19 protein-coding genes and 1 tRNA gene are annotated in these 20,236 nt (G+C 71.9%); 7 read left to right on the plus strand and 13 right to left on the minus strand.

Annotation, left to right across the window (positions count from 1 at the left end; genetic code table 11):
- Positions 1 to 36 precede the first annotated feature (36 nt).
- Together EL266_RS03570 and EL266_RS03575 are read right to left on the minus strand one after the other, a co-directional pair.
- Positions 37 to 1,626 carry a diacylglycerol kinase family protein gene (locus EL266_RS03570; RefSeq protein WP_051280982.1) on the minus strand — a complete coding sequence of 530 codons (1,590 nt, stop codon included), beginning with the start codon at positions 1,624 to 1,626 and terminating at the stop codon, positions 37 to 39.
- A 174-nt stretch (positions 1,627 to 1,800) separates the two neighbouring features.
- Positions 1,801 to 2,550 carry a hypothetical protein gene (locus tag EL266_RS03575; RefSeq protein ID WP_126412130.1) on the minus strand — a complete coding sequence of 250 codons (750 nt, stop codon included), beginning with the start codon at positions 2,548 to 2,550 and terminating at the stop codon, positions 1,801 to 1,803.
- Between the two features lie 281 nt (positions 2,551 to 2,831).
- Here EL266_RS03575 and EL266_RS03580 point away from each other — a divergent pair, with 281 nt between their 5' ends.
- The gene (locus tag EL266_RS03580) at positions 2,832 to 3,080 is read left to right on the plus strand and encodes a hypothetical protein (protein WP_126412132.1); all 249 of its coding nucleotides are present in this window, start codon (positions 2,832 to 2,834) and stop codon (positions 3,078 to 3,080) included.
- Here EL266_RS03580 and EL266_RS03585 read toward each other — a convergent pair.
- A tRNA-Pro gene (locus EL266_RS03585) sits at positions 3,062 to 3,135 on the minus strand. The genes EL266_RS03580 and EL266_RS03585 overlap by 19 nt on opposite strands.
- A 135-nt stretch (positions 3,136 to 3,270) precedes the next feature.
- On the opposite strand from EL266_RS03585, the gene EL266_RS03590 reads away from it, so the two are divergent.
- Entirely contained in the window at positions 3,271 to 4,158 is an 888-nt protein-coding gene (locus EL266_RS03590) for an SDR family oxidoreductase (RefSeq protein WP_084500510.1), read from the plus strand.
- A gap of 87 nt (positions 4,159 to 4,245) precedes the next feature.
- Here the strand turns inward: EL266_RS03590 and EL266_RS03595 are convergent, their stop codons facing one another.
- The gene (locus EL266_RS03595; RefSeq protein WP_034514676.1) at positions 4,246 to 5,223 is read right to left on the minus strand and encodes a metallophosphoesterase; all 978 of its coding nucleotides are present in this window, start codon (positions 5,221 to 5,223) and stop codon (positions 4,246 to 4,248) included.
- Between the two features lie 3 nt (positions 5,224 to 5,226).
- A complete protein-coding gene (locus EL266_RS03600; protein ID WP_084500482.1) occupies positions 5,227 to 7,422 on the minus strand; it encodes a transglycosylase domain-containing protein in 2,196 nt (731 codons plus the stop codon).
- Between the two features lie 453 nt (positions 7,423 to 7,875).
- On the opposite strand from EL266_RS03600, the gene EL266_RS03605 reads away from it, so the two are divergent.
- The gene (locus EL266_RS03605; protein WP_026426398.1) at positions 7,876 to 8,211 is read left to right on the plus strand and encodes a WhiB family transcriptional regulator; all 336 of its coding nucleotides are present in this window, start codon (positions 7,876 to 7,878) and stop codon (positions 8,209 to 8,211) included.
- A gap of 154 nt (positions 8,212 to 8,365) precedes the next feature.
- Positions 8,366 to 8,524: a DUF4177 domain-containing protein gene (locus EL266_RS03610; protein WP_084500484.1), complete on the plus strand. Its 159-nt coding sequence runs from the start codon at positions 8,366 to 8,368 to the stop codon at positions 8,522 to 8,524.
- Positions 8,525 to 8,632: 108 nt separating this feature from the next.
- On the opposite strand, the gene EL266_RS03615 is transcribed toward EL266_RS03610, so the two are convergent.
- Positions 8,633 to 9,310, minus strand: a complete 678-nt coding sequence (locus EL266_RS03615) for a Crp/Fnr family transcriptional regulator (protein WP_026426399.1) — start codon at positions 9,308 to 9,310, stop codon at positions 8,633 to 8,635.
- Between the two features lie 186 nt (positions 9,311 to 9,496).
- On the opposite strand from EL266_RS03615, the gene nth reads away from it, so the two are divergent.
- The gene (nth, locus tag EL266_RS03620) at positions 9,497 to 10,213 is read left to right on the plus strand and encodes an endonuclease III (protein ID WP_051280964.1); all 717 of its coding nucleotides are present in this window, start codon (positions 9,497 to 9,499) and stop codon (positions 10,211 to 10,213) included.
- A gap of 22 nt (positions 10,214 to 10,235) precedes the next feature.
- On the opposite strand, the gene EL266_RS03625 is transcribed toward nth, so the two are convergent.
- The 6 genes from EL266_RS03625 to EL266_RS03650 form a co-directional block, all read right to left on the minus strand.
- The gene (locus EL266_RS03625) at positions 10,236 to 11,210 is read right to left on the minus strand and encodes a 2-hydroxyacid dehydrogenase (RefSeq protein ID WP_026426401.1); all 975 of its coding nucleotides are present in this window, start codon (positions 11,208 to 11,210) and stop codon (positions 10,236 to 10,238) included.
- 46 nt (positions 11,211 to 11,256) lie between these two features.
- The gene (locus tag EL266_RS03630; protein WP_026426402.1) at positions 11,257 to 12,174 is read right to left on the minus strand and encodes an alpha/beta fold hydrolase; all 918 of its coding nucleotides are present in this window, start codon (positions 12,172 to 12,174) and stop codon (positions 11,257 to 11,259) included.
- Positions 12,175 to 12,350: 176 nt separating this feature from the next.
- Complete coding sequence (locus EL266_RS03635) at positions 12,351 to 12,674, minus strand: branched-chain amino acid transporter permease (RefSeq protein ID WP_026426403.1); 324 nt, start codon at positions 12,672 to 12,674, stop codon at positions 12,351 to 12,353.
- Positions 12,668 to 13,447, minus strand: coding sequence for an AzlC family ABC transporter permease (locus EL266_RS03640; protein WP_051280984.1), 780 nt, complete (start codon positions 13,445 to 13,447; stop codon positions 12,668 to 12,670). The genes EL266_RS03635 and EL266_RS03640 overlap by 7 nt, the downstream gene beginning before the upstream one ends.
- Positions 13,448 to 13,476: 29 nt before the next feature.
- On the minus strand, positions 13,477 to 16,365 hold the full coding sequence (locus EL266_RS03645) for a hypothetical protein (protein WP_126412134.1): 2,889 nt from the start codon (positions 16,363 to 16,365) through the stop codon (positions 13,477 to 13,479).
- A 36-nt stretch (positions 16,366 to 16,401) separates the two neighbouring features.
- Positions 16,402 to 17,379, minus strand: coding sequence for a hypothetical protein (locus tag EL266_RS03650; protein WP_232012103.1), 978 nt, complete (start codon positions 17,377 to 17,379; stop codon positions 16,402 to 16,404).
- Positions 17,380 to 17,475: 96 nt separating this feature from the next.
- On the opposite strand from EL266_RS03650, the gene EL266_RS03655 reads away from it, so the two are divergent.
- Together EL266_RS03655 and EL266_RS03660 are read left to right on the plus strand one after the other, a co-directional pair.
- Entirely contained in the window at positions 17,476 to 18,426 is a 951-nt protein-coding gene (locus EL266_RS03655) for a Fic family protein (protein ID WP_026426405.1), read from the plus strand.
- A 162-nt stretch (positions 18,427 to 18,588) separates the two neighbouring features.
- On the plus strand, positions 18,589 to 19,185 hold the full coding sequence (locus tag EL266_RS03660) for a DUF5655 domain-containing protein (protein ID WP_026426406.1): 597 nt from the start codon (positions 18,589 to 18,591) through the stop codon (positions 19,183 to 19,185).
- Positions 19,186 to 19,192: 7 nt separating this feature from the next.
- On the opposite strand, the gene EL266_RS03665 is transcribed toward EL266_RS03660, so the two are convergent.
- Positions 19,193 to 20,074: an HAD family hydrolase gene (locus EL266_RS03665; RefSeq protein WP_084500486.1), complete on the minus strand. Its 882-nt coding sequence runs from the start codon at positions 20,072 to 20,074 to the stop codon at positions 19,193 to 19,195.
- Positions 20,075 to 20,236 lie beyond the last annotated feature (162 nt).

A 20,236-nucleotide genomic window follows, 5' to 3' on the forward strand; every position in this document is an offset into this window, starting at 1 on the left:
ACAGGCTCGGACAGGGCGGGGCGCGGCGAGCAGACCCTAGGGAGTCGGGGCGATCACGCGCAGCGCCTCGGGCAGGACCCGTGCCTCCAGGACGCGGGTGGTCCCGGCCGTATCGCCGTCGAGCTCGAAGGGCACCGCGGAATCGGCCTCGATGCGCACCCGGCGCGCGCGAGCCAGGGTGAATCCCGGCATCTCCTGGCCGGTGAGGACCTGGGCGCCCAGGCGCGCCCAGTCCACCACCCGATCCGGATTGGCCAGCAGCAGGTCCACCTGGCCATCACGGGGAGAGGCATTGGGGAACAGCGTGACCCCCGCCGTGATGGTGCCGACATTGCCCAGCAGCGCCATGACCATCTGCTGCTCGCGCGGCTCGGCGCCATCCAGGCTGACCGAGGCCGAGAAGGGCTCCAGCCCGGCGTTCTGGACCGCGGCCACCGCGTAGGCGCCCGAGCGAATGACCTTCTTCAGGCCCGCGTCGGTGGACTCCATGATCTGGGCGTCCAGGCCCATCCCGGCCATCACCGCGAAGCGCTCGCGGCCGCCGTCGTGCACGCACTCGATGATGTCCACCGAGACCGGGTCACCGGTCAGGGCCAGGCGCAGGGCGTCGTCGGCATCCAGGGGGATGGACAGGTTGCGGGCCAGCAGATTGCCCGTGCCGGAGGGCATGAGCGCCATGGGAGTGGAGGTGGTGGCCAACTCGGAGCTGACCGCCCGCACTGTGCCGTCCCCACCGGCGACGATCACCAGGTCCACGCCAGCGGCCAGGGCGCGTCGGGTCATCTCATGGCCCGCGTCCTCCGGCGTCGTCTCCAGCCACAGCGGCGCCTGCCAGTGGGCGGCGGATGCCTCGGACTCCACGCGGCGCCGCAGCAGGGACAGGTCGTCGACCTTGGTGGGGTTGACGATGATGGCCACGCGGCGCTCCGGCGCCTCACGGGGGCGGCGGCGCAGCGCCCAGGCGGCCAGGATCGACTCCACCCCGCCCACCCGCAGGGCCAGGTTGGCCACGGCCGCCCCCAGGAGGAACCCCCCGATGAGGTCGGAGGGCCGGGCCAGCCCCAGCAGCCACTGCTCGACGGCGGTTCCCGCCACAGCCCCATAGCCCAGCACCGTGCCCAGGGCCACCAGCGAGGAGCCGCGACGGTGCGCCCGGATGAGGGTGACCAGCACCCAGGCGGCCAGGGTCATGGCGGTGACGTGGGCGCTGGGATAGGTGGGGACCACCGCTGAGACGGAGTCGGTGAAGGCCGGCGAGGGCGCGGGGCGGGCCATGGCCCAGGACAGCAGCACCTGGGCGGGGATGCCCAGTGCGGCCAGCGCCAGCGCCAGCCCCAGGCGGCGCATGCGCCGCTTGTAGGAGTAGAGCGCCCAGCCGACGATCACCGTCAGGATCACCAGGGGGTGGGTGAGCAGGGCCAGTGCCTCGAGGATCTGGCCAAGGGTCGATCGCAGGGCGGGCACGGGGGCGCCCAGGGTCTCATCCAGGGCATCGAGGGCGCCGGTATGCGTCAGGGCCGTCCAGACGATGAGGGACAGGGCGAAGCCGGCTCCCAGGAACGCCTCCAGGCGCCGCAGGCGGGCAAGGCGCTGGCCCTGGGTGCGCGAATCGGCTGAGTCAGGCATCGTGACCACCGTGCTTCCCTATCGCTGATCCCACGGTGGACCAGCCTAGCGCCAGTGGTGGCGCCGGTGAATGCAGGGGGTCGGTGCGGTGCACGGGTCTCGCCCCGCTTGTGGCCAGGCCGGTCACAAGCGGGGCGAGGAGAGGGAGTGGGGAAGGGCCGGGGCGGTGGGGCGTCAGTGCACGGTCTCGATGACGACGTCGGCGATCTCCTTGCTCCTGTCCGCGGAGGAGGTGGTGATGAAGACGGCGACCTTCTCCTGCTCGGAGTTGGGAAGCGCGAGGAGGATGCCGTGGATCTCCACTCCGTCGTCGGAGGAGAAGGTGTAGAGGGCGCGGACGCCCTCGCCGTTGGCCGTCTGGACCGTCTCGTAGGAGGCCACGGTGGCGCCATCACCCTCGAGGATCTCGGAGACGTCGGCCTCGGAGACCGACTCCCAGCGAGGGAGCTTCTTCTTGGCGACAGCGAGGTGACTCGTGATCCCGTTCTCCGCCTCGGGGGCGAAGACGACCAGATCGAATCGTCGTGGGTAGTCATTGAGGTCCTCAAGAGTCATGCCGTGGTCCTCGGCTGTCTGCCGGCGCTCCTCCTCGGACAGAGTGCTGAGATCCGTCCAGTCCTCCGGGATGGCGAAGGTGATGCCGGTCGTGGGGGTGGTGATCTCCGTGTACCCGTCGGGGGCGGGGGAGGCGGTGGCTGAGGCCGTCTCGGAGGCCTTGGACGAGGAGCCGTCGGAGGAGTCCTTGCTCGCTGAGGACTCGTCGGACGAGTCCTGAGTCTCCTCCTGAGAGGCGGTGGTCGAGTCTGTCGAGTCTGCGGCGTCGTCGCCGCCGGGCAGGGGCAGGAAGCCGCAGCCCGTGAGGCTCAGAGCCCCGGCCAGGCCGACGACGGTCATTGCCGTGCGGCAACGGTGAGTGAGTCTCATGGGTGCTCTTCCTGTCAGATACGCGCTTCGATGGGAATGCCCGATGGCAGCACCGTCACGATAGGGGCTCGGCCGAGGCGGGGGTATGGGCAGCACTGTCCAGGGACTGTCCAGGGGCGCGGGGGAACTCCGTCAGCGGAACTGGGCGCGGCGGCGTCGTCCGCGCGATTCGGGTGGGCGCGACTGGGGCGTCGCGTGATGATGGCGGGTCTTCTCGGTGACGACGCCACCCATCCAGCGTCGCAGGCTCGCTGGCGGGTGGCGTCCTTCTTCTCGTCGGGGTGCTCGGCCTGACGGCCTACGACCCCCTCCTCCTCGAAGGCCTCACGAGCAAGCTCGCGGGCCTTCTCGTCGTCGGGGTGCTCGGCCTGACGGCCTACGACCCCTCCCTCTTCGGATGCCTCACGAGCAAGCTCGCGGGCCTTCTCGTCGTCGGGGTGCTCGGCCTGACGGCCTACGACCCCTCCCTCTTCGGATGCCTCATGAGCAAGCTCATGGGCATCCTCATCGGTCGGGGTGGCGGGATTTGAACCCACGACCTCTTCGTCCCGAACGAAGCGCGCTACCAAACTGCGCCACACCCCGAGTGCAGCAGGCGCAACTATAGCGGCGCGGTGACAGGGGAGGGAAATCGGGCTGGCTGAGTGCTCGGTCACGTGCGCGATGGGGCGTCCTACCCATGGGACTGCACTGCGCAGGCGCATCGCGTTGACTGGCATCATGAGCAACGTCGCACATCACCGCATACCTGACCTCGCAGACGCCACAGTCGCACCCAACCTCCTGCATCCTCTGGCCCGCGATCAGCTGCCGCTGGCCGGGCGCACCGTCCTCATCACCGGAGTCAGCCGTCGCCAGGGGATCGGCCATGCCATAGCCTGCCGGGCCGCGGCCTACGGCGCCAGCATCATCGCCCACCACTACGCGCCCCATGACACCGCTCAGTCATGGGGCGCTGACGATATCGACGCCGTCATGGAGTCGATCGGCACTCATGTGACGGACGGCGAACGACTGACCAGCATCCACGCCGACCTCGCGGCCCCCGGCGAGCCCCAGCGCCTCATGGAGGCCGCGACCAAGGCCCACGGCCATATCGACGCCCTGGTCTGCAATCAGGCCATGAGCGAGCCCGATGGCCCGCTGGGGAACCTCACCGAGGAGGTCCTGGACCAGCACTGGCGAGTCGATGCCCGCGCCTCCATCCTCCTGGCCCAGGCCTTCGCCTCTCAGGAGGCCTTCGCCTCGGGAACGGCGACCGCGGGAGGGGTGATCGTCTTCCTGACCTCGGGCCAGGCGCAGGGGCCGATGCCCGGTGAGATCGCCTACGCCGCCGCCAAGGCCGCCATCGCCGGGGTCACCCTGACCATCGCCGACCAGCTCGCCGACGCCCGGATCCGGGTCAACACCGTCAACCCGGGCCCGGTGGACACCGGCTACCTCACCGAAGAGGTCTTCGCCACGATCGCCGGCATGTTCCCCTTCGGCCGCTACGGGGAGCCCGACGACGCCGCCCGCCTCATCACCTGGTTGCTCACCGACGAGGCGCGCTGGATCACCGGGCAGGTCATCAACTCCGAAGGTGGATTCGCCCGCTGGCGCCGCTAGCCCTGACTCCGCCAATTTGCGCGAGTTCGTACTTTTCCGGGCCCGGAAAAGTACGAACTCGCGCAAATTGGCGGAGTGACGGGTCAGTCAGGCGGGGACCAGGGTCAGCAGCGCGGCCTGGGGCGGGCAGGCCAGGCGCACCGGCGTGTAGGGGCTGGTGCCCAGGCCGGCTGAGACGTGCAGGCGCATGAGCCGATCGCTGTCGACGGCGGTCGGATCGACGTCGGGCCAATGGGAGAGCCCGGAGGCGCGCGAGGTGTCCAGGTCGCAGTTGGTCACCAGCGCCCCGTAGCCGGGCAGGCACAACTGACCCCCATGGGTGTGCCCGGCCAGGGCCAGGGCGACGCCGTCGTTGGCCATCATGGTGAGCACCCGCTGGTAGGGGGCGTGGAGCAGGCCCAGGCGCAGCGCCCGGCCCGCATGATCCAGGACCGCCGGCAGGCCGATCGCGCCGGTCTCGACGGCGGCCGGGAACCGATCCCGGTGCACATGGGGATCGTCGACGCCGACCAACTCGATGCGTCGACCGCGGACCAGCAGCCCGCCGCGGGCGTTGGTCAGGTCCGCCCACCCACCGGAGGCCTGAAGGTCGCGGACCTCCTCCCAGGGCAGGGCCTGGATGGCGGCCTCGCGCTGCGGGTCGTCGGCGCTGCGCGGATCGCGTCGCAGGTAGCGCACCGGGAGCTTGAAAACCGTGGAGCGGTAGTCGTGGTCGCCCATGACGAAGGCTCCCGGCAACTCCAGGAAGGGCTCCAGGGCGCGGCGCAGGGGCTCAAGCCCGGAGGCCAGGGAGAGGTTGTCCCCCGTGTTGATGACGACGTCGGGGCGCAGATCCGCCAGGCCTCGCACCCATTCCACAAGCCACTCGGTGCGGTCGGTCAGGTGCAGGTCCGACAGGTGCAGCAGCGTGATGGGCTCCTCGCCGGGAGCCAGGACCGGGACCTCGATGCGGCGGACCACCGGTCGGCGCGCCTCCAGGAGGCTGTAGGCCAGGGTGCCGGCACCGAGCACGACCGCGCCGCCCAGGGTGCTCAGTGCCGCCCTGGGGAAGGAGAATCCACTCACCACTCAGCCCTCGTTGTTGCTGCTGGACCCCGACCCGGAGCCGCCTGAGCCACCAGAGCCACCGGAGCTCGAGGGGCTCGAGCCCCCGCCGCCGCCCAGGTCCGCCGGCGGGAAGGACTGCACGGGCGCGCCCTCCAGCGCCGCGGACATGTAGTTGCGCCAGATCGGCACGGCCAGGTCGGAGCCGTAGATGGTGCCGTACATCCGGCCGCCGATCACCTGGTTGTTCAGTGGCCAGTAGCCGTCGGAATGCCCCACCCAGGTGGCGGTGGACAGCTCAGGGGTGAAGCCCACGAACCACACATTGTCGTTGTTGTCGGTGGTACCGGTCTTGCCGGCGATGGGACGGCCGAAGGCGGCGTCCTTGGCGGTGCCCCGCGGTGCCTGCGTCGTGGAGGTCAGGGTGTTGGCGGTCTTGTTCGCCGCCTCTTCCGTCATGGCCTGGGAGCAGTCCGCGGAGGGCACGGCCATCTCGGTGCCGTTGGTGTCGGTGATGGAGTCGATGGCGATGGGCCGGCAGTAGGTGCCCGAGGCGGCGAAGGTGGCGAAGGCCGCCGCCATGTTGAGGGGCGGGACCTCCTGGGAGCCCAGCACGATGGAGGGACGGGGCTCCAGCGGGGAGCCGTCATTCGTGGTGATGCCCATCTTGGCGGCCAGATCGGTCACCGCGCACACATCCATCATGTTGAGCATCTCGGCGTAGCCCACGTTGATGGACTGCTGGGTGGCGGAGACCACCGAGTGGGAGCCGTCCAGGCTGGAGTTGACGTTCTGGGGCGCCCAGCTGTCAGCCAGCTCCGGAGCGCAGGAGATGTTCCACGAGCTTGCGGAGAACTGGCGCGGCCGGGTGTTCAAGGTGGTGTAGCCCGATCGGCCCTCCTGGTACCACTGGGCCAGGATGAAGGCCTTGAAGGTGGAGCCGGGCTGGAAGCCGGAGGAGCCCGACTCCGACGCGGAGCCCCCGTGCTTGGCATCGGCGGCGAAGACCACCTGGGTGGCCTGGGGATGAGTCTCATCGGGGCTGCCGAAGGCCGTGTTCTGGGCCATGGCGATGATCCGGCCCGAGCCGGGCTCCACAGACGCCACCGTGGTCTTGGCCTCGGAGGGGTCGTCGGTGGGGATCACGCTCTCAATGGCCTGCTGGGCGGCCTGCTGCTTGCCCAGATCCAGGGTGGAGGTGATGGTCAGGCCGCCGCGCACCAGCAGCTGACGGCGGTCGGAGACCTCCTTGCCGTAGATGTCGGAGTTGAGGATCTCGTTGACCACATAGCTGCAGAAGTACGCGGCATTGCCCGCGGCGCCGCAGCCCGCGGCCTGCTCGGGCTTGACGTTGAGCATGTCGGCGATCTGGGTGGCGACGCCCTCGTCGTGCTGCTCCTGGGTGATGAACTTCTCCTCCAGCATCTTGGACAGCACCCAGTCCATGCGCTTCTTGGCGTACTCGGGGTAGGCCACTGGGTCGAAGGCGCTGGGGGCGTTGGTCACGCCCGCCATGAGGGCGGCCTCGGGGACGGTCATCTCCTTGGCCGAATGCGAGAAGTAGTGCTGCGCGGAGGCCTCCACCCCGTAGGTCGAGGGGCTGAAGGGCGCGATGTTGAGGTAGCCCTCCAGGATCTGCTGCTTGGAGTACTTCTGCTCCAGGGTCAGGGAGTACTTCACCTCCCGCAGCTTGCGGGGGATGGTTGACTCGGTGGCCTCCTGGATGGCGGCCGGATCATCCTCCTTCAGGCCGGCCTCCACCAGGACGTTGCGCACGTACTGCTGGGTCAGGGTTGAGCCTCCCTGGCGGGAGTCGGACTGGGTGTTGGACACCAGGGCGCGCATCATGCCGGTGGGGTCCACGCCCTTGTGCTGATAGAAGCGCTGGTCCTCCACGGCCACGATCGCGTTCTGCATGTTGACCGAGATGTCGGACAGGGGCACGACGATGCGGTTCTCGGCGTAGAACTCGGCGATCTGCGTGCCATCGGAGGCCTTGATCACCGAGACCTCGCTGGGCTCCTGGATCTCGAAGTCGCTGGGCAGCTCCTCGAAGAGCTGGGCGGAGGCATTCGTGATCGCGCTGGCGGCGCCCACGAAGGGCGCGGCGAAGCCTGCCGAGAGGATGCCACCGGCGCTGGACAGCAGGAGGAAGACCAGGAGCATCGAGACGACCTGAGCCGGGCTCAGGGAGCGTCCACGTGCGGAGGATGACGACATGCCCCTCAGACTACGTCCAAACGGCGGTCCGGCGCTGTGGTGTGGCCCCCTCGGGCGCTGGGAAGCGCCTAAGAGGGGTGTGTGCGGGCAGTGGAAGGGGCCGCGCCCGCCGGGGTGGAGACGTGCGATAGGGGAAGATGCGCGTGACGTGCCCTGGCGCCTATAGATGCTGGCCTGTGCCGATGTCAATCGCGGATGTGGACTAATCTTCAGGCCCTCGCTGTCAGAGAACGTCAGGGGCGGTGCCAGCCGGTGATATGGCCGCCGATGGAGGTCAAGTGCGCAGGTGAAGGCGGGTGCCGCCAGGGCGACGGCCCTGCTGGCGAGAGCCATTGGGGTGACCGCGCATTGAGATGGGCTCCACCAGGGAGATTTGGTGTGTGACGATCGGTTGCCATACGGTAACGGCTGTGACGCGGCTGACAGAGACGTTCGGCGTTCTAGGGGGAGAGCATGACCACTGATGACCAGACCTGGGCCGCCAGGGCTGCTTGCGCGACGGTTGAGCCAGACCATCTCTTCGGCAAGGGTGCTGAGCAGCGTGATGCTCGATCGGTGTGCTTCGCATGTCCTGTGCGCATGGAGTGCCTGGCGGAGGCGCTGAACTCCGAGTCCAGCTTCGGTGTGTGGGGCGGACTGACTGAGCGTGAGCGCCGCGCCCTGCTACGCCGCTTCCCCGAGATCGAGGACTGGGGGGCCTGGCTTCAGCGGGAGGACGACGAACTGGTCGCCGAGATCCACGCCCGCCGTGCCCCGCGCATTCTGGCGCGCGTGCGCTGCGCCTCCTGATCGCCTCGTGGCCTCCCGACCGCCTTGTGAACTGCGGGGCGATGCCGGACCGAGCGACCGATGCGCGACCGTATGACCGCCGCCTCCGCCGCCCGATCGGCTGCACCGTCGGTGAGCGCTTCCTGGCCGGCCGGAGGCGTCCTAGGCTGGGGGCATGACTACATGGGAATACGCCACTGTCCCCCTCCTGACCCACGCCACCAAGCAGATCCTCGACCAGTGGGGGGCCGACGGCTGGGAGCTCGTTCAGGTGATCCCCGGGCCTGCCGGCTCGGAGAACCTTGTCGCCTACCTCAAGCGTCCTCGGGACTGAGCCTCCGACGGCTCTGACGGCGCAGGACGACGGCGCCCCCGCCCTGTCGGCGGAGGGTGCCGTCGCTGTGTGGCCGGTATGGCCCGTGTGGCTCGGTCTGTGGGGCGGTCAGCGGGCGCGGCGGCGCAGGCGGTCGACGTCGAGCAGGGTGACGGCCCTGCCCTCCAGGCGGATCCAGCCGCGGGAGACGAACTCGGCCAGGGACTTGTTGACGGTCTCGCGGGAGGCGCCCACGAGCTGGGCGAGCTCCTCCTGGGTGAGGTCGTGGGGGACGTGGACGCCGTCGTCGGTCGAGGTGCCGAAGCGGTCGGCCAGGTCCAGCAGGGCCTTGGCCACGCGCCCGGGGACATCGGAGAAGACGAGGTCCGCCAGGGCGGTGTTGGTGCGGCGGAGGCGCTGGGCCAGGGCGCGCAGCATGTCCTTGGCCAGCTGGGGGTGGGACTCCACGAAGCCCATGAGCTGGTTGTGATCGAGGGTGAGCAGCTCGGTGGGGGCCACGGCGGAGGCGGTGGTCGAGCGCGGCCCCGGATCGAACAGAGTGAGTTCGCCCACAATCTCGCCCGGGCCGAGGACGGCCAGCAGGTTCTCGCGGCCATCAGCGCTGGCATGGCCGAGCTTCACCTTCCCCGACAGAAGGATGTAGAGGCGGTCTCCCGCGTCTCCCTCATTGAAGAGGGTCTCGCCGCGGCGCAGGGTCGTCTGCGTCATCATCGCGCGAAGCTCTTCCTGCTCGTCGGGGTTCATGCCCTCGAAGAGAGGGATCCTGGAAATGATGCTGTCTTCCACGGAGGTCCTCCTGGTGGTGCTGGTGGGGCTGGCTTCCCGGTGTGCGGGAACCCTCAGTGTCTATCCTGCCATGGTCTTGTGACCTGTGGCACGCCGTCGTGCATTGTAGCCTTCCCGTGGCGAAGGTCAAAGACGATGGGACATGCTTGGCGCGTCCCTGCTTAGGAGGCGCTCATCAGGAGGAACATGTCCCAGCACGATCAGCGGCGCCATGACGACCCGGCGAGCGACCCGGCGAGCGACCCGGCGAGCGACCCGCTGAGCGACCCGGCGAGCCCCGCCGCCCGAGCCGCCGCCGTCGATGACGAGCTCGCCCGCCTCTACCCCGATGCGGGCTGCGCCCTGGTCCATGACGGGCCCTTCCAGCTCCTGGTCGCCACTGTCCTGTCCGCCCAGACCACCGATGCCCGGGTCAACACGGTCACCCCCGAGCTCTTCGAGCGCTACCCCGACCCTGCCGCCCTGGCGGCGGCGCGGCGCGAGGACCTGGAGGCGATCCTGCGGCCCTTGGGGTTCCAGCGGGCCAAGGCCGGGCACCTGCTGGGCATCGGTGCCGGGCTCCTGGAGCGGCACGACGGCGTCGTCCCGGACTCGCGTGAGGAGCTCGTCCGCCTGCCCGGGGTGGGGCGCAAGACCGCCAATGTGGTGCTCGGCAACGCCTTCGGGCAGCCGGCGATCACCGTGGACACCCATGTGGGGCGCCTGGCTCGCCGGCTCGGCTGGACCAGCGCCAAGGACCCGCTGCGCGTCGAGCGGGACATCGCCGCCCTGTGGGAGCCGCATCGCTGGACCGACGGCTGCCACCGGCTCATCGAGCACGGCCGGGCCCTGTGCACGGCGCGGTCCCCGCGCTGCCAGGACTGCGCCCTGGCGGCCGGGCTGTGCCCGCGCGTGGGGGTGTGACAGGAGCGCGCCGGAGGGCCGGTCAAGGCGCGGGCCGGGCTGCGCCGGCGCGCGGGGCGGCGGGGTCCGCCCGCTCGTTGACGACGTGCAGCAGCGGCCTGCCGTCGGCCAGCCTCGGGAGCTGATCGGCGAGCAGGGCGAGGATCCTCGGCGCCATCGCGGTGGTGTTGCCGCCGATATGCGGGCTGATCAGGGCGCCGTCCGCCTGCCACAGCGGGTGGTCCTCGGGCAGGGGCTCGGGGTCAAAGACGTCGGAGGCCATCCGCAGGCGGCCTGAGACCACCTCCGCGGTGATCGCCCGGGTGTCGACGACGGGGCCGCGGGCCATGTTGACCAGCAGGGCGCCGTCGGGCAGCAGTGCGAGCTGCTCGGCGCCGATCAGACCCCGGGTCCGCTCGGTCAGCGGCACGATCAGCACGACAATATCGGCCGATGGCAGCAGCTGCTCCAGCTCATCGATGCCGTGAATATGCCCGTGCTGGTCGTCGCGGGCGCGCGTGGCGACCCTGGTCAGGTCAACCTCGAAGGGCTCCAGGCGGCGCCGGATGGCCTCCCCGATCTCCCCGGCGCCGACGATCAGCACGCGCGAGTCCGCCAGGGCCCGGGTCTGGACCGTCTCCCAGGAGCGCGCCCGAGCCCACCGGGGCAGCTCCCGCTGGGCCGCGATGATCAGCCCGAGCGCCAGCTCCGCCGTCGATGCGTCATGCACGCCTCGCGCATTGGCCAGGGCCACGCCGTCGGGCACGATCGGCAGCAGGTTGTCGTAGCCCGCGGACTGCGCCTGGATCAGGCGGAGCCGGGGCAGGTCGGCCAGGGAGCGCCACTGAGATGCGGCGCGGAGATAGGGGAGGACGACGCCGACCACCTCGTCGGCCTCCTCACCGAGGGCCTCGCGCACCGGGCGGCTCCAGTCCCAGACGCGCAGCTCCACGCCCAGGGGCGGGTGGTGGGCGACCAGGGCGTCGAGCAGCTCCTCATCGGGCAGGGTGACGATCATGCTCCCAGGCTACGCCCGCCCCGACGGCGGGGCATGGGCTGCTCGGTCAGCGCGCCGAGGCGGCGCCAGCGGCATGCTCGGCCAGGAAGGGCAGCAGCACGGAGACGAGCTTGGCGGGGGCCTCCTCCTGGGGCAGATGACCCACACCGCGGATGGAGACCTGGTGCAGGCGCCCGGTCACATGGTGAGTGTCGCGGGCGTAGGCCTGAGCGGGCTGGATCGGGTCGAGCTCGCCTTGGACGGAGAGCACCGGTACCCGGACTGGCTGCTCCAGGGCGGCGACCTCGGCCCGCGAGAGCATGAGATTGCGCATGGGCTCCAGGGCGGTCTGGGCGGCGCCCGGGCGGGCCATGAGCTCGGCGTAGTAGCCGGCGTGGCGGGCCACGGCCTCCCGGGTGCGCGGGCCGGCCCAGGAGCGCAGCAGGCCCTCCATGGCGGTGCGAGAGCGCAGGCGGCGCTCGGCGAGGCCGCGCATCTGAAAGCTGAGGTACTGCATGGCGGTGCCTGAGAGCAGGCGGGAGCGCAGGGAGCGCAGGGCCAGGGGGTGGGGCGAGCCCACCGTGGCGATCGCGGCGGTCACCTCGGGGGCGAGGCCGGGCAGTGTCCAGGCCACCTGTCCGCCCAGCCCGGCGCCGACGACCATGGCCCGCTCATGCCCCAGGGAGTGGATCACGCTGGCGACGTCATGGGCCAGGGTGGCCAGGTCGTAGCCGGCGGGGGGTCGGTCCGAGCCGCCGAAGCCGCGCAGATCCAGGGCGGCGGTGCGGTGCCCGGCCCGCGCCAGGGCGGGCAGGACCGAGCGCCAGGTCCACCAGCACTGCGGGAAGCCGTGGAGCAGCAGCACCAGGGGTGCGCCGGCGCCACTGACAGCCTCCGGCCCGGCCAGGGCCACGTGGAAGCGGGTTCCTCCGGCGGTGAGGTCTCGGTGGGTCCACGGGCCGGGTCGGGCGACGATGACGGGCATTGGACCAGCCTAGGCGCTCTTCCTCAGGAGGTCGTCTGGGCGACCGTGATGACCGTTGTGGAGGACATTCACCGTGACGCCATCTGACTACCTCATGGTTACTAAAGTGCGAACTGCGATGACGGAATTCGCATTCAGGGTGGCCCGGTCTAAAGCCCTCCACAACGGTCGCTTGCTCAGCCCAGTGCCAGGCTCAGGGCCACGTAGACCCCCGTGCCGCCGATCAGTGACAGCGCGATGGAGCGCCGCCACAGGTGCAGGGCCGCCGTTGCTCCGATGCCGCCCACCGCTGGAGCCCAGCTCAGGAGGCTGGTCCCCAGACCCTGGAGCGTGTAGGCCACCAGGACGATCATCACCCCTAGGGGCATGGTGCGGGCAAGGAAGTCCAGCATCGCGTTGTTCCGTCGTCCGCGCAGGAGGATGAAGGGCGCGAGTCGGCAGGAGAAGGTGATGACGGCGACCACCGCCACGGCGACCATGGTCTGCGAGGTGCTCAGCATGGCGCCTCCCCGTAGGCGCCATTGTCGGTGGGCCCGTGCGCGCCGTCGTCGCCTTGGGAGCCGCCGGGCTGAGCTCCGCCGGGCTGGGCCTCGGCGCTCCTGCGCCATACGAAGAGCAGCACCAGGCCGACGGCGAGGACCAGCAGCGAGACCAGCAGAGCCGTCGAGCCACCGACGCCGAACCCGGCGGCGCTGGCGACCAGCGCCGCGCATAGCACCGCCGCATCCGGATGCGCCCGCCAGTTCTCAATGGCCAGGACCACGAACAGCGAGGTCAGGACGAATCCCAGCAGCTCGATGCGCTCGCCCGCCAGCCGCGCCAGGCCGGTGCCGGCCAGGGCTCCCGCCGTGGTCCCCGTGATCCAGGCGCTGTGGCAGAGCGCCTCGACAACCAGGACGTAGCGGCCCGACATCGTCTGACGGTCCTTGGAGGACAGCAGCGCGTAGACCTCATCGGTGATGGCATGCACGCCGTAGAGGCGCGCGAGCAGGCCCGACCGCACCCGGTGGAGCGGGAATCCCAGGCCGTAGAACACATGCCGTCCCGAGACGAAGCCCGTCGACAGCGCGATCGCCGCCAGGGGCTGACCGGCCGCCACCAGTGGCACCAGGAGCATCTGCATGGTGCCGGAGTAGATGACCAGGCTCCAGATCGGAGCCCACCACCAGGTCAGCCCGGCAGCCACCAGGAGCATGCCTGCAGCGAGTCCCAGCGTGACGTAGCCGATCATGACGGGCACGGCATCCCGGGCGGCGTCGGCCGCGCTGGTCATGGACCGACCCGGGGCGGCCTGGTGGTTGCTCACCCCTGGTCGCGGCGGAAGCGGTCGAGGGCGGCCTGCTCGCGCCTGCCGGCCTTGCGCGCGCCATGAGTGACGACTCCCAGCAGGATCATGAACAGGCCCATGAGGACGAAGCGGCCGCTCAGGCCGTCGGCCATGATGTGCGTGGCCAGGGAGGCCCCAAGGTCGGAGTGCGCGTTGAGGCGCTCCATGGTGGGTCCCAGCAGGTCGGCGAGCGCCCCCGGCGCCACCACGAAGGGCAGTCCCAGCAGCACCCCGATGCTGCCGACGACGATGGCCCCCAGAGTGGAGCGCACCGCGGCGAGCACGGCGAGGCTGAACACCGCGGCCCCGCCGGCCAGCATGGCCAGGCCGCGCAGGGACAGGGAGGAGGGCCATGTGGCGGGCTCGCCGCCGGTCAGTGCGGTGGCGCCCTCCCGCGTGAGGAACCAGGCCAGGGGGAACAGGACGAGGGCGATGAGCACCCCGGCCCAGTGGGAGGCGGCGCGCGAGGCTGCCGGCTCCTCGGCCGAGGAGTCCTCCCGGGTGTCCTGCGAGCGCTTGTCGGCGTCCTTGGTCCCGGCCTGCGCAGGCTCGTCGGCCGATGATCCGGCCGATGACGCGGTGGGCGGTGAGCTCGGGCCGGCCGAGGCCTGGCGGTCCGTGGTGGAGGCGGCGCGGCCGGCCTGGCCCGTGCGGCCAGCAGGGGTCGGGTTGCGCGCGGCCGTTGGGCGGGCGGCAGGGGCGGTTGCTCCGGGGCCGGCCGGGTCGACGGAGGTGGGCTCGCTGCTCTGGGCCGCCTGGTCCAGGGCGAAGGCGGGGTCCGGGGCCGACTCATCCGGGGAGGCGGCCTCCTCGGGGGTGGCGGCGTCCATGGGCATGGGCGTTGCGGCGGGCAGGTCGGCCAGCAGGGAGCGGCGTCGCACCGCGGTGGACTCGACGTCGTCCATGTTGATCGGCTGGTGCGTGGCCGAGGTGGGCTGCGCCGCATCCGGCGCTTCCTGCTCGGCGGGGGGCGCCAGGGTGGGCTCCGGCTTCTCAGGCACGGCAGGCGGCGACACGACGGTCGCCCGTGCCGCCCGCGCAGTGGGGCGGGAGGCTGGGGAGGGCGCCGGGGTGCCCAGGGCGGGGGCGCCTGTTGGCTTCACGGGCTCTGCGGGCTCGACGGCGGTCGCCGGCTCGGGGCGGTCCGCCCGCGGTGCCGCGGGGGTGGGTTGGAGCGGACGGGCCGGGCCCACAGGCATGGCCTGGAGCGGGACCACGGGTTCAGCGGTGCCAGTGGAGTCAGCAGGACTGGCGGGGTCTGCAGGCTGAGCGGGCTCGGTGAGCGTGGCGGGGGAGGCCGGCTCTGCTGAGGGCTGGGCCGGGGGCCGTGCCGGGGTTGGAGTCTGGGCGGCCTGGGGTGAGGCGGAGGTCTCGGTGGTCTGCGCGGGGGCGGTCAGAGCGGGGGCGGTCTGTGCCGGCTCATCTGCGCCAGCTGTGGCGGTTGTGGCAGCGGCTGCCTGTGTGCTCGGCTGAGATGGGGCCTCTTGCGCGGGCGCCGAGGCGGCGCTGGCCTGCTCGCTCGGCTGGGTCTGGGGCTGCGCCGGGGTTGGAGTCTGGGCGGCCTGGGGTGAGGCGATGGCCTCAGTGGCCTGCGCGGGGGCGGCCTGAGCTGGAGCGAGGGGCTCGACGGCCAAAGCTGGGGCGGTCTGCGCTGGCTCGTCCGCGCTGGCTGCGGCGGCTGCCTGCTCGCCCGGCTGGGATGTGGCCTCCTGGGCGGGCGCCGAGACGGCGCTGGCCTGCCCGCCCGGCTGGGCCGAAGGCCGTGCCTGGGCTGTCTGGGTTGGTGCGGTGGCCTCGGCGGTCTGTTCGCTCGGCCGCTCGCCCTGCTGGGCTGGGCTGGCCGACTCACTCGGGCCGGCAGGGCCAGCCGCTGCCGTGGACTCGGTCTGGGGGGCCGCCGTGGGATCGGCAGGTGCCGAGGGGCTGGCGAACTCGACGGGGACCAATGCTGGTTGGTAGTGGTCGGGCGCGTCGAGGGCTGTCGCCTCCCGGGGCCTCGCGGGCTTGGTGGGGGAGGGCGGCTCGGCTGACGGCTGTGCCGGGGACTGAACCGGGGCGGCCTGAGCCGGCTCGTCTGCGCCGGCTGCGGCTGTCCGCTCACTCGGCTGGGCCGGGGGCTGTGCCGGGGCTGGAGTCTGGGCGGCCTGGGGTGAGGCGGAGGCCTCAGTGGCCTGGGCAGGGGAGGCCTGCACGGGGGCAGCCTGAACTGGGCCGGCCTGAACTGAGGCGGTCTGTGCCGGCTCGTCTGCACTGGCTGTGGCGGCGGCTGTCTGCGTGCTCGGCTGGGGCGGGGCCTCCTGCGCGGGCGCCGAGGCGGTGCTCGCCTGCCCGCCCGGCTGTGCCGGGCTGGCCGACTCGCCCGGGCCGGCGGTGCCAGCAGTGCCAGCAGCCGCAGGGGGCTCAGCGGGAGTGGCAGCCCACCCCGGCTGCATGCTCGTCGGGCGAGGGCCCGGCTCACGCGCGCTCAACGGCGAGGAGGCGCGCAGCAGCGCGGAGGGCAGTCCCGAAGGCGGGGTCGCACTGGGGACGCCAGTCCGAGACGCCGGCATCACCTTGGCCGGCGGCGCAGGCAGCGAGGACACCCGGGCCGGGGATGACGGGCTGGCCGGGGTGACCTGCACGGGACCCTGCTCCGGCGGGGAGACCTGCTCGCCGTCGACCAGGTCCTCTGCCCCGAAGGCCTCCGCCGGCGTCTGCCCGGAGGCCACGGCGTCCTGCGCGTCGTCGGCCGTGGGAGCGGAGGCAGAGGCGCCCCTGGGTGCAGCAGCGCTCGGGAGGAGCAGCGCCTCCTCACCCTGCGCCGGAGTCAGGGGCTCGGGGCTGTGCGGGCCAGAGCCCTGGCGGCTGGAATCATCAGTGCTCACGAGATCCTCCTTATGTGCACCCAGTGTGCCCCCACCCTAGTCCCCGGCCCCCGTGGGCCCGGAAACGCGTGACTGCCCAGCGCGCAACTGGGCAAGCGCGGCAGAGCGTCCCTGCCGGCGTGCGAGATGGCCGCCCCAGCCCGCCACCATGACGATCAGGCCGCTCGCGATGACCACCACCGCTCCGGGGCCGTACGGCAGCAGCCAGCCCAGCATGCCTGAGCCGGGAACCCCATCACCCAGCAGCGCAGGCAGCGCCACGACGACGAGGAGAGGGCCGGCGATCCGCGCCCCCAGCGTGGAGCGGCCGATGGAGGCGGTGGCCGCCACGAGCAGGATCAAGCTGGCGGCGATGGCCAGGTAGATGCGCACTCCCGGCTGCATGCCAGGGGAGACGGCCAGATAGTAGGCGCGCGGGAGCAGGATGCCCGTGCCCGCCAGCGCCGCCAGCAACCAGGGCAGGGACAGCAGATGATCGCGTCGCCTTGAGGGCGGTGGAGCCGGCGTCAGACCGATCTCCTTGTCCTCCCTGGTCAGGCGGAAGGCCTGGCGGCCCTGGGCCTGCCCGCCGCGGCGAGCCAGGCGCATTCCCCACGATGCCCCGCACCACAGGCCGGCCACGAGCAGCACGGCGCCAGTGGAGATCAGGCCGTGCGCCCAGGCCACGGGAGCCGAGGCCGCGTGAGCGGGCGCCATGAGGATGATGAGCTGCGCGGTCAGCGCCGTCAGCCCCGAGGCCAGGAAGCCCACTGAGGAGCGGGTGGCGAAGAGCACTGCCGCGGGAGCGGCCAGGAGCACGACAACCACCAGCAGCAGTGCCGAGCGCAGGACGAGTCCCGTCTCATGGGCGGAGAAGGCCAGGCCGATGAGCAGCAGGCAGATGGGGGCCAGGGCAATGCCGGCAGCGGCGGCCACCATGTGATCGCGGCGTCTGCCCCGAGGGGCAATGGGTATACCCATGCCCGGCGTGGGGGCCGGATCTGGTCCGGCGCTCAGGGAGGGGGAGTCGCTCACCCGGCAGAGTCTAGAGGATCGACTCCCGCCAGGCGGTGGTGGGCCTGCGCCGGCGCTCATCGAGGCCGACCTCGGCGTGTGCCAGAGTAGGACGCCATGAGCAGCAGTTCAGTGGGCAGTTCAGTGGGCATCGGGTCCGCCCCCGGACCGTCTGCCGGGCAGGCGCGGCAAGGCCGCGGTGCAGCAGGCGGCTCCAGCGGCTCTCAGCATGCGGCCTCACCGGCCCTCGCGGCCCTGACGGCCCTGGCGGGTCATGAGCGGGTGCGCCAGGCGGAGGAGGCGGTGCGCCAGGCCTCAGCCGAGCTGCGCTGGCACAACGCCCTGCGCCGTCGTTGGCGGGAGGCGCGCGCGGAGACGTCGATCCGTGAGGCGGTCGCCTCGGCCGGAGTGGAGGGCGCGGTGCTGCCCGCCTCGGTGCTGCGCGAGCATGTGGCGTCGGCCAGCCTGGAGGAGGCCGTGACCGGCGACCCCGGCCTGGATGCCGCGGCGGGGCGGTGGCGCGCCGGGGTGCGGGTGACCGGCTGGATGCCCGACCTGGTGGGCCGCGGGCGCCCGCCACTGCCCACCCCCAGGGGGCTGCTGACCTCTGTGCACCGGGATGTGGCCGGTCCCCTGGCGGCCGGTGGGGCGATCTCGGTGGAGGAGGTGGCGATTCCGCGTGAGGGCGCGGGCGTGCGAGAGCGCCTGAGGGGGCTGGAGGAGCTGATCGCGCTGCCCGGGGCCCCGGCGCTGGTGCGCGCCGCGGTCGTCCACGGGGAGATGGTGGCGGCCAGGCCCTTCACCGCCGGCAATGAGGCGGTGGGCAGGATCCTGGTGCGCCATCTCATCACCGTCGACGGGCTGGAGCCCACCGGCACGGCGGTCACCGAGTTCTACGCGTCCCGGGATCCCGGTGCCTACGGCGAGGCGGCGCATGCCTATGCCTCCGGCAGCGCTCAGGGCGTGGTGGCCTGGGTGCTGTGGCAGGCCGAGGCCATCCTGGTGGGGATCGAGGAGGCCACGGCGCTGTGCCGGGCCATCCAGGCGGGTACGTGGCGGTCCGGATGAGTCGCGGATTGTCCGCGGTGACCAGCGTCAGAAGGCGGGCGCGTTCAGTGACGATTGGTGACTGAACTCTTACCTGCGGAAACGCGATGGGGTCTTGGTGCCGGGGCGCTGAAAGGCGGTCGTGGCGGACACATCCGCGCTGCGCGGCGCACAATGGGAGGCATGGAACCCTCAGACATGATGGCTGCTGTCAGCGCATCCTTGGAGTCGCGGACGGGGCGGCGCCTGGAGGACTGGTGCGGCCTTGTCGAGGCTGAGGCCCGTGCTGGCCGTCTCGACCCTCTTAACCAGAAGGGCGTGCGCGCCTGGCTCAAGGAGGCTCACGCGCTGCCGCAGAACTCCCAGTGGACAGTGGCGGACGCCGTGGCCCGGCGTGCCGGCTGGGAGCCGCCTACGCTCGAGGAGCACACGCAAGCCATGTACTCGGGGAAGAAGGCGGTCCTGCGCCCGCTCCACGACGCGGTCCTGGCCGCCGCCCTCACTCTCGACGGCGCCCAGGCCCAGGGGCGAGCCACCTACATCCCCGTCGTGCGCCGCACCCAGTTCGCCGCCCTGGGCCCCGGCACGCGGGGCCGCCTGCGTGTGGGACTGCGCTTCCGAGGACCGGTTCCCGACGATCCGCGCCTGGAGGCGGCCAGGGGATTCGCCCAGGCGACGCACGTCATCCATCTCGCCGGGCCCGACGGCGTACCCGCGGACCTTGCCGCTACGGCCGATTCCCTCCTGCCGCTCCTGCGAGCCGCGTGGGAGCGGGCCTGAGCCGCTCCTACCGCCGCGATCCCCGGATCCTGGGGGATGCGCCGCGCCGCGCGGCGAGTAGCGCTGTGCCGGCGGCCACCAGGGCGGCCAGCACCATGAGCCCGGTGGCCCGGGTGAGCCGCGGGCGCCAGGCGCGCAGCTGCACAGGGCGGGCGAAGTCGCGCACCGGCCAACCCTCGCCCTCGGCCAGGCGGCGCAGCTCGCGATCCGGGTTGACCGCCACCGGGTGGCCGACGGCGCGCAGCAGGGGCTCATCGGAGATGGAGTCGGAGTAGGCCCAGGAGCGCGACAGGTCGATGTCGTGGATGGCGGCGTCCTGGGCCAGGGCCACGGCCTTCTCGTCGTGGAGCAGGCTGCGCTCGATCCTGCCGGTGAACAGGCCGTCGGAGTTGACCTCCATGCGGGTGGCCACGGCGCGGTCGGCCCCCACCAGGCGGGCGACCGGCTCAACCATCTCGACCATGGAGGCGGAGACGACGACGACGTCGTGGCCGGCGCGGTGGTGGCCCTCGATGAGGTCGAGGGCCTCGGCGTAGACCGCCGGCTCGATGGCGCTGAGGAGGGCTCCCTCCACAACATCGCGCAGGGCCTGCTGGGAGACTCCCGAGGACATCGTGGCCAGATGCTCCATGAGCCGCGAGGCGCGCGCCGCATCGACCCCGGCCAGGAGGTAGGGCAGTTGGGCGACGGCGCCGCGTGCCAGGGCCAGGGAGGAGATGAGGCCGGAGCGGTGCATGGGAGCCCCCAGGGCCATGGCGGTCGAGGTCGCCAGGATCGTCTTGTCCAGGTCGAAGTAGGCCGCCGCGCGACGGCGTCGGGGGGCGCTGCGGGCGCCTGGCGCACTGGCGCGGAGTGTTGCGGCGGGCTGAGCGCCTCCAGTGGCAGGCATGGGGCCAATGACACCACGGCCGGTGGGCGGGCGTCATCTTGATGCGGGGCTCGCGCGGGCCCGGAGGGCGCGAGGGCGCCCGCGGCCCGGCCGGGCGGGGCGCGCGGGGGCCTCGGCTCACCGTCACACAGTGAGGTCCCGCGGCCCGGCCGGGCGGGGTGC

This window comes from Actinomyces slackii (assembly GCF_900637295.1).
Taxonomy (GTDB): domain Bacteria; phylum Actinomycetota; class Actinomycetes; order Actinomycetales; family Actinomycetaceae; genus Actinomyces; species Actinomyces slackii.

What these genes read in the sequence shown, in the direction of transcription:
- EL266_RS03600 (WP_084500482.1), bottom strand. Translation starts at nt 7,422, where the DNA reads ATGTCGTCATCCTCCGCACGTGGACGCTCCCTGAGCCCGGCTCAGGTC.
- EL266_RS03570 (WP_051280982.1), bottom strand. Translation starts at nt 1,626, where the DNA reads ATGCCTGACTCAGCCGATTCGCGCACCCAGGGCCAGCGCCTTGCCCGC.
- EL266_RS03660 (WP_026426406.1), top strand. Translation starts at nt 18,589, where the DNA reads ATGGAACCCTCAGACATGATGGCTGCTGTCAGCGCATCCTTGGAGTCG.
- EL266_RS03635 (WP_026426403.1), bottom strand. Translation starts at nt 12,674, where the DNA reads ATGCTGAGCACCTCGCAGACCATGGTCGCCGTGGCGGTGGTCGCCGTC.
- EL266_RS03625 (WP_026426401.1), bottom strand. Translation starts at nt 11,210, where the DNA reads ATGATCGTCACCCTGCCCGATGAGGAGCTGCTCGACGCCCTGGTCGCC.
- EL266_RS03655 (WP_026426405.1), top strand. Translation starts at nt 17,476, where the DNA reads ATGAGCAGCAGTTCAGTGGGCAGTTCAGTGGGCATCGGGTCCGCCCCC.
- EL266_RS03665 (WP_084500486.1), bottom strand. Translation starts at nt 20,074, where the DNA reads ATGCCTGCCACTGGAGGCGCTCAGCCCGCCGCAACACTCCGCGCCAGT.
- EL266_RS03630 (WP_026426402.1), bottom strand. Translation starts at nt 12,174, where the DNA reads ATGCCCGTCATCGTCGCCCGACCCGGCCCGTGGACCCACCGAGACCTC.
- EL266_RS03610 (WP_084500484.1), top strand. Translation starts at nt 8,366, where the DNA reads ATGACTACATGGGAATACGCCACTGTCCCCCTCCTGACCCACGCCACC.
- nth (WP_051280964.1), top strand. Translation starts at nt 9,497, where the DNA reads ATGTCCCAGCACGATCAGCGGCGCCATGACGACCCGGCGAGCGACCCG.
- EL266_RS03590 (WP_084500510.1), top strand. Translation starts at nt 3,271, where the DNA reads ATGAGCAACGTCGCACATCACCGCATACCTGACCTCGCAGACGCCACA.
- EL266_RS03640 (WP_051280984.1), bottom strand. Translation starts at nt 13,447, where the DNA reads ATGACCAGCGCGGCCGACGCCGCCCGGGATGCCGTGCCCGTCATGATC.
- EL266_RS03605 (WP_026426398.1), top strand. Translation starts at nt 7,876, where the DNA reads ATGACCACTGATGACCAGACCTGGGCCGCCAGGGCTGCTTGCGCGACG.
- EL266_RS03575 (WP_126412130.1), bottom strand. Translation starts at nt 2,550, where the DNA reads ATGAGACTCACTCACCGTTGCCGCACGGCAATGACCGTCGTCGGCCTG.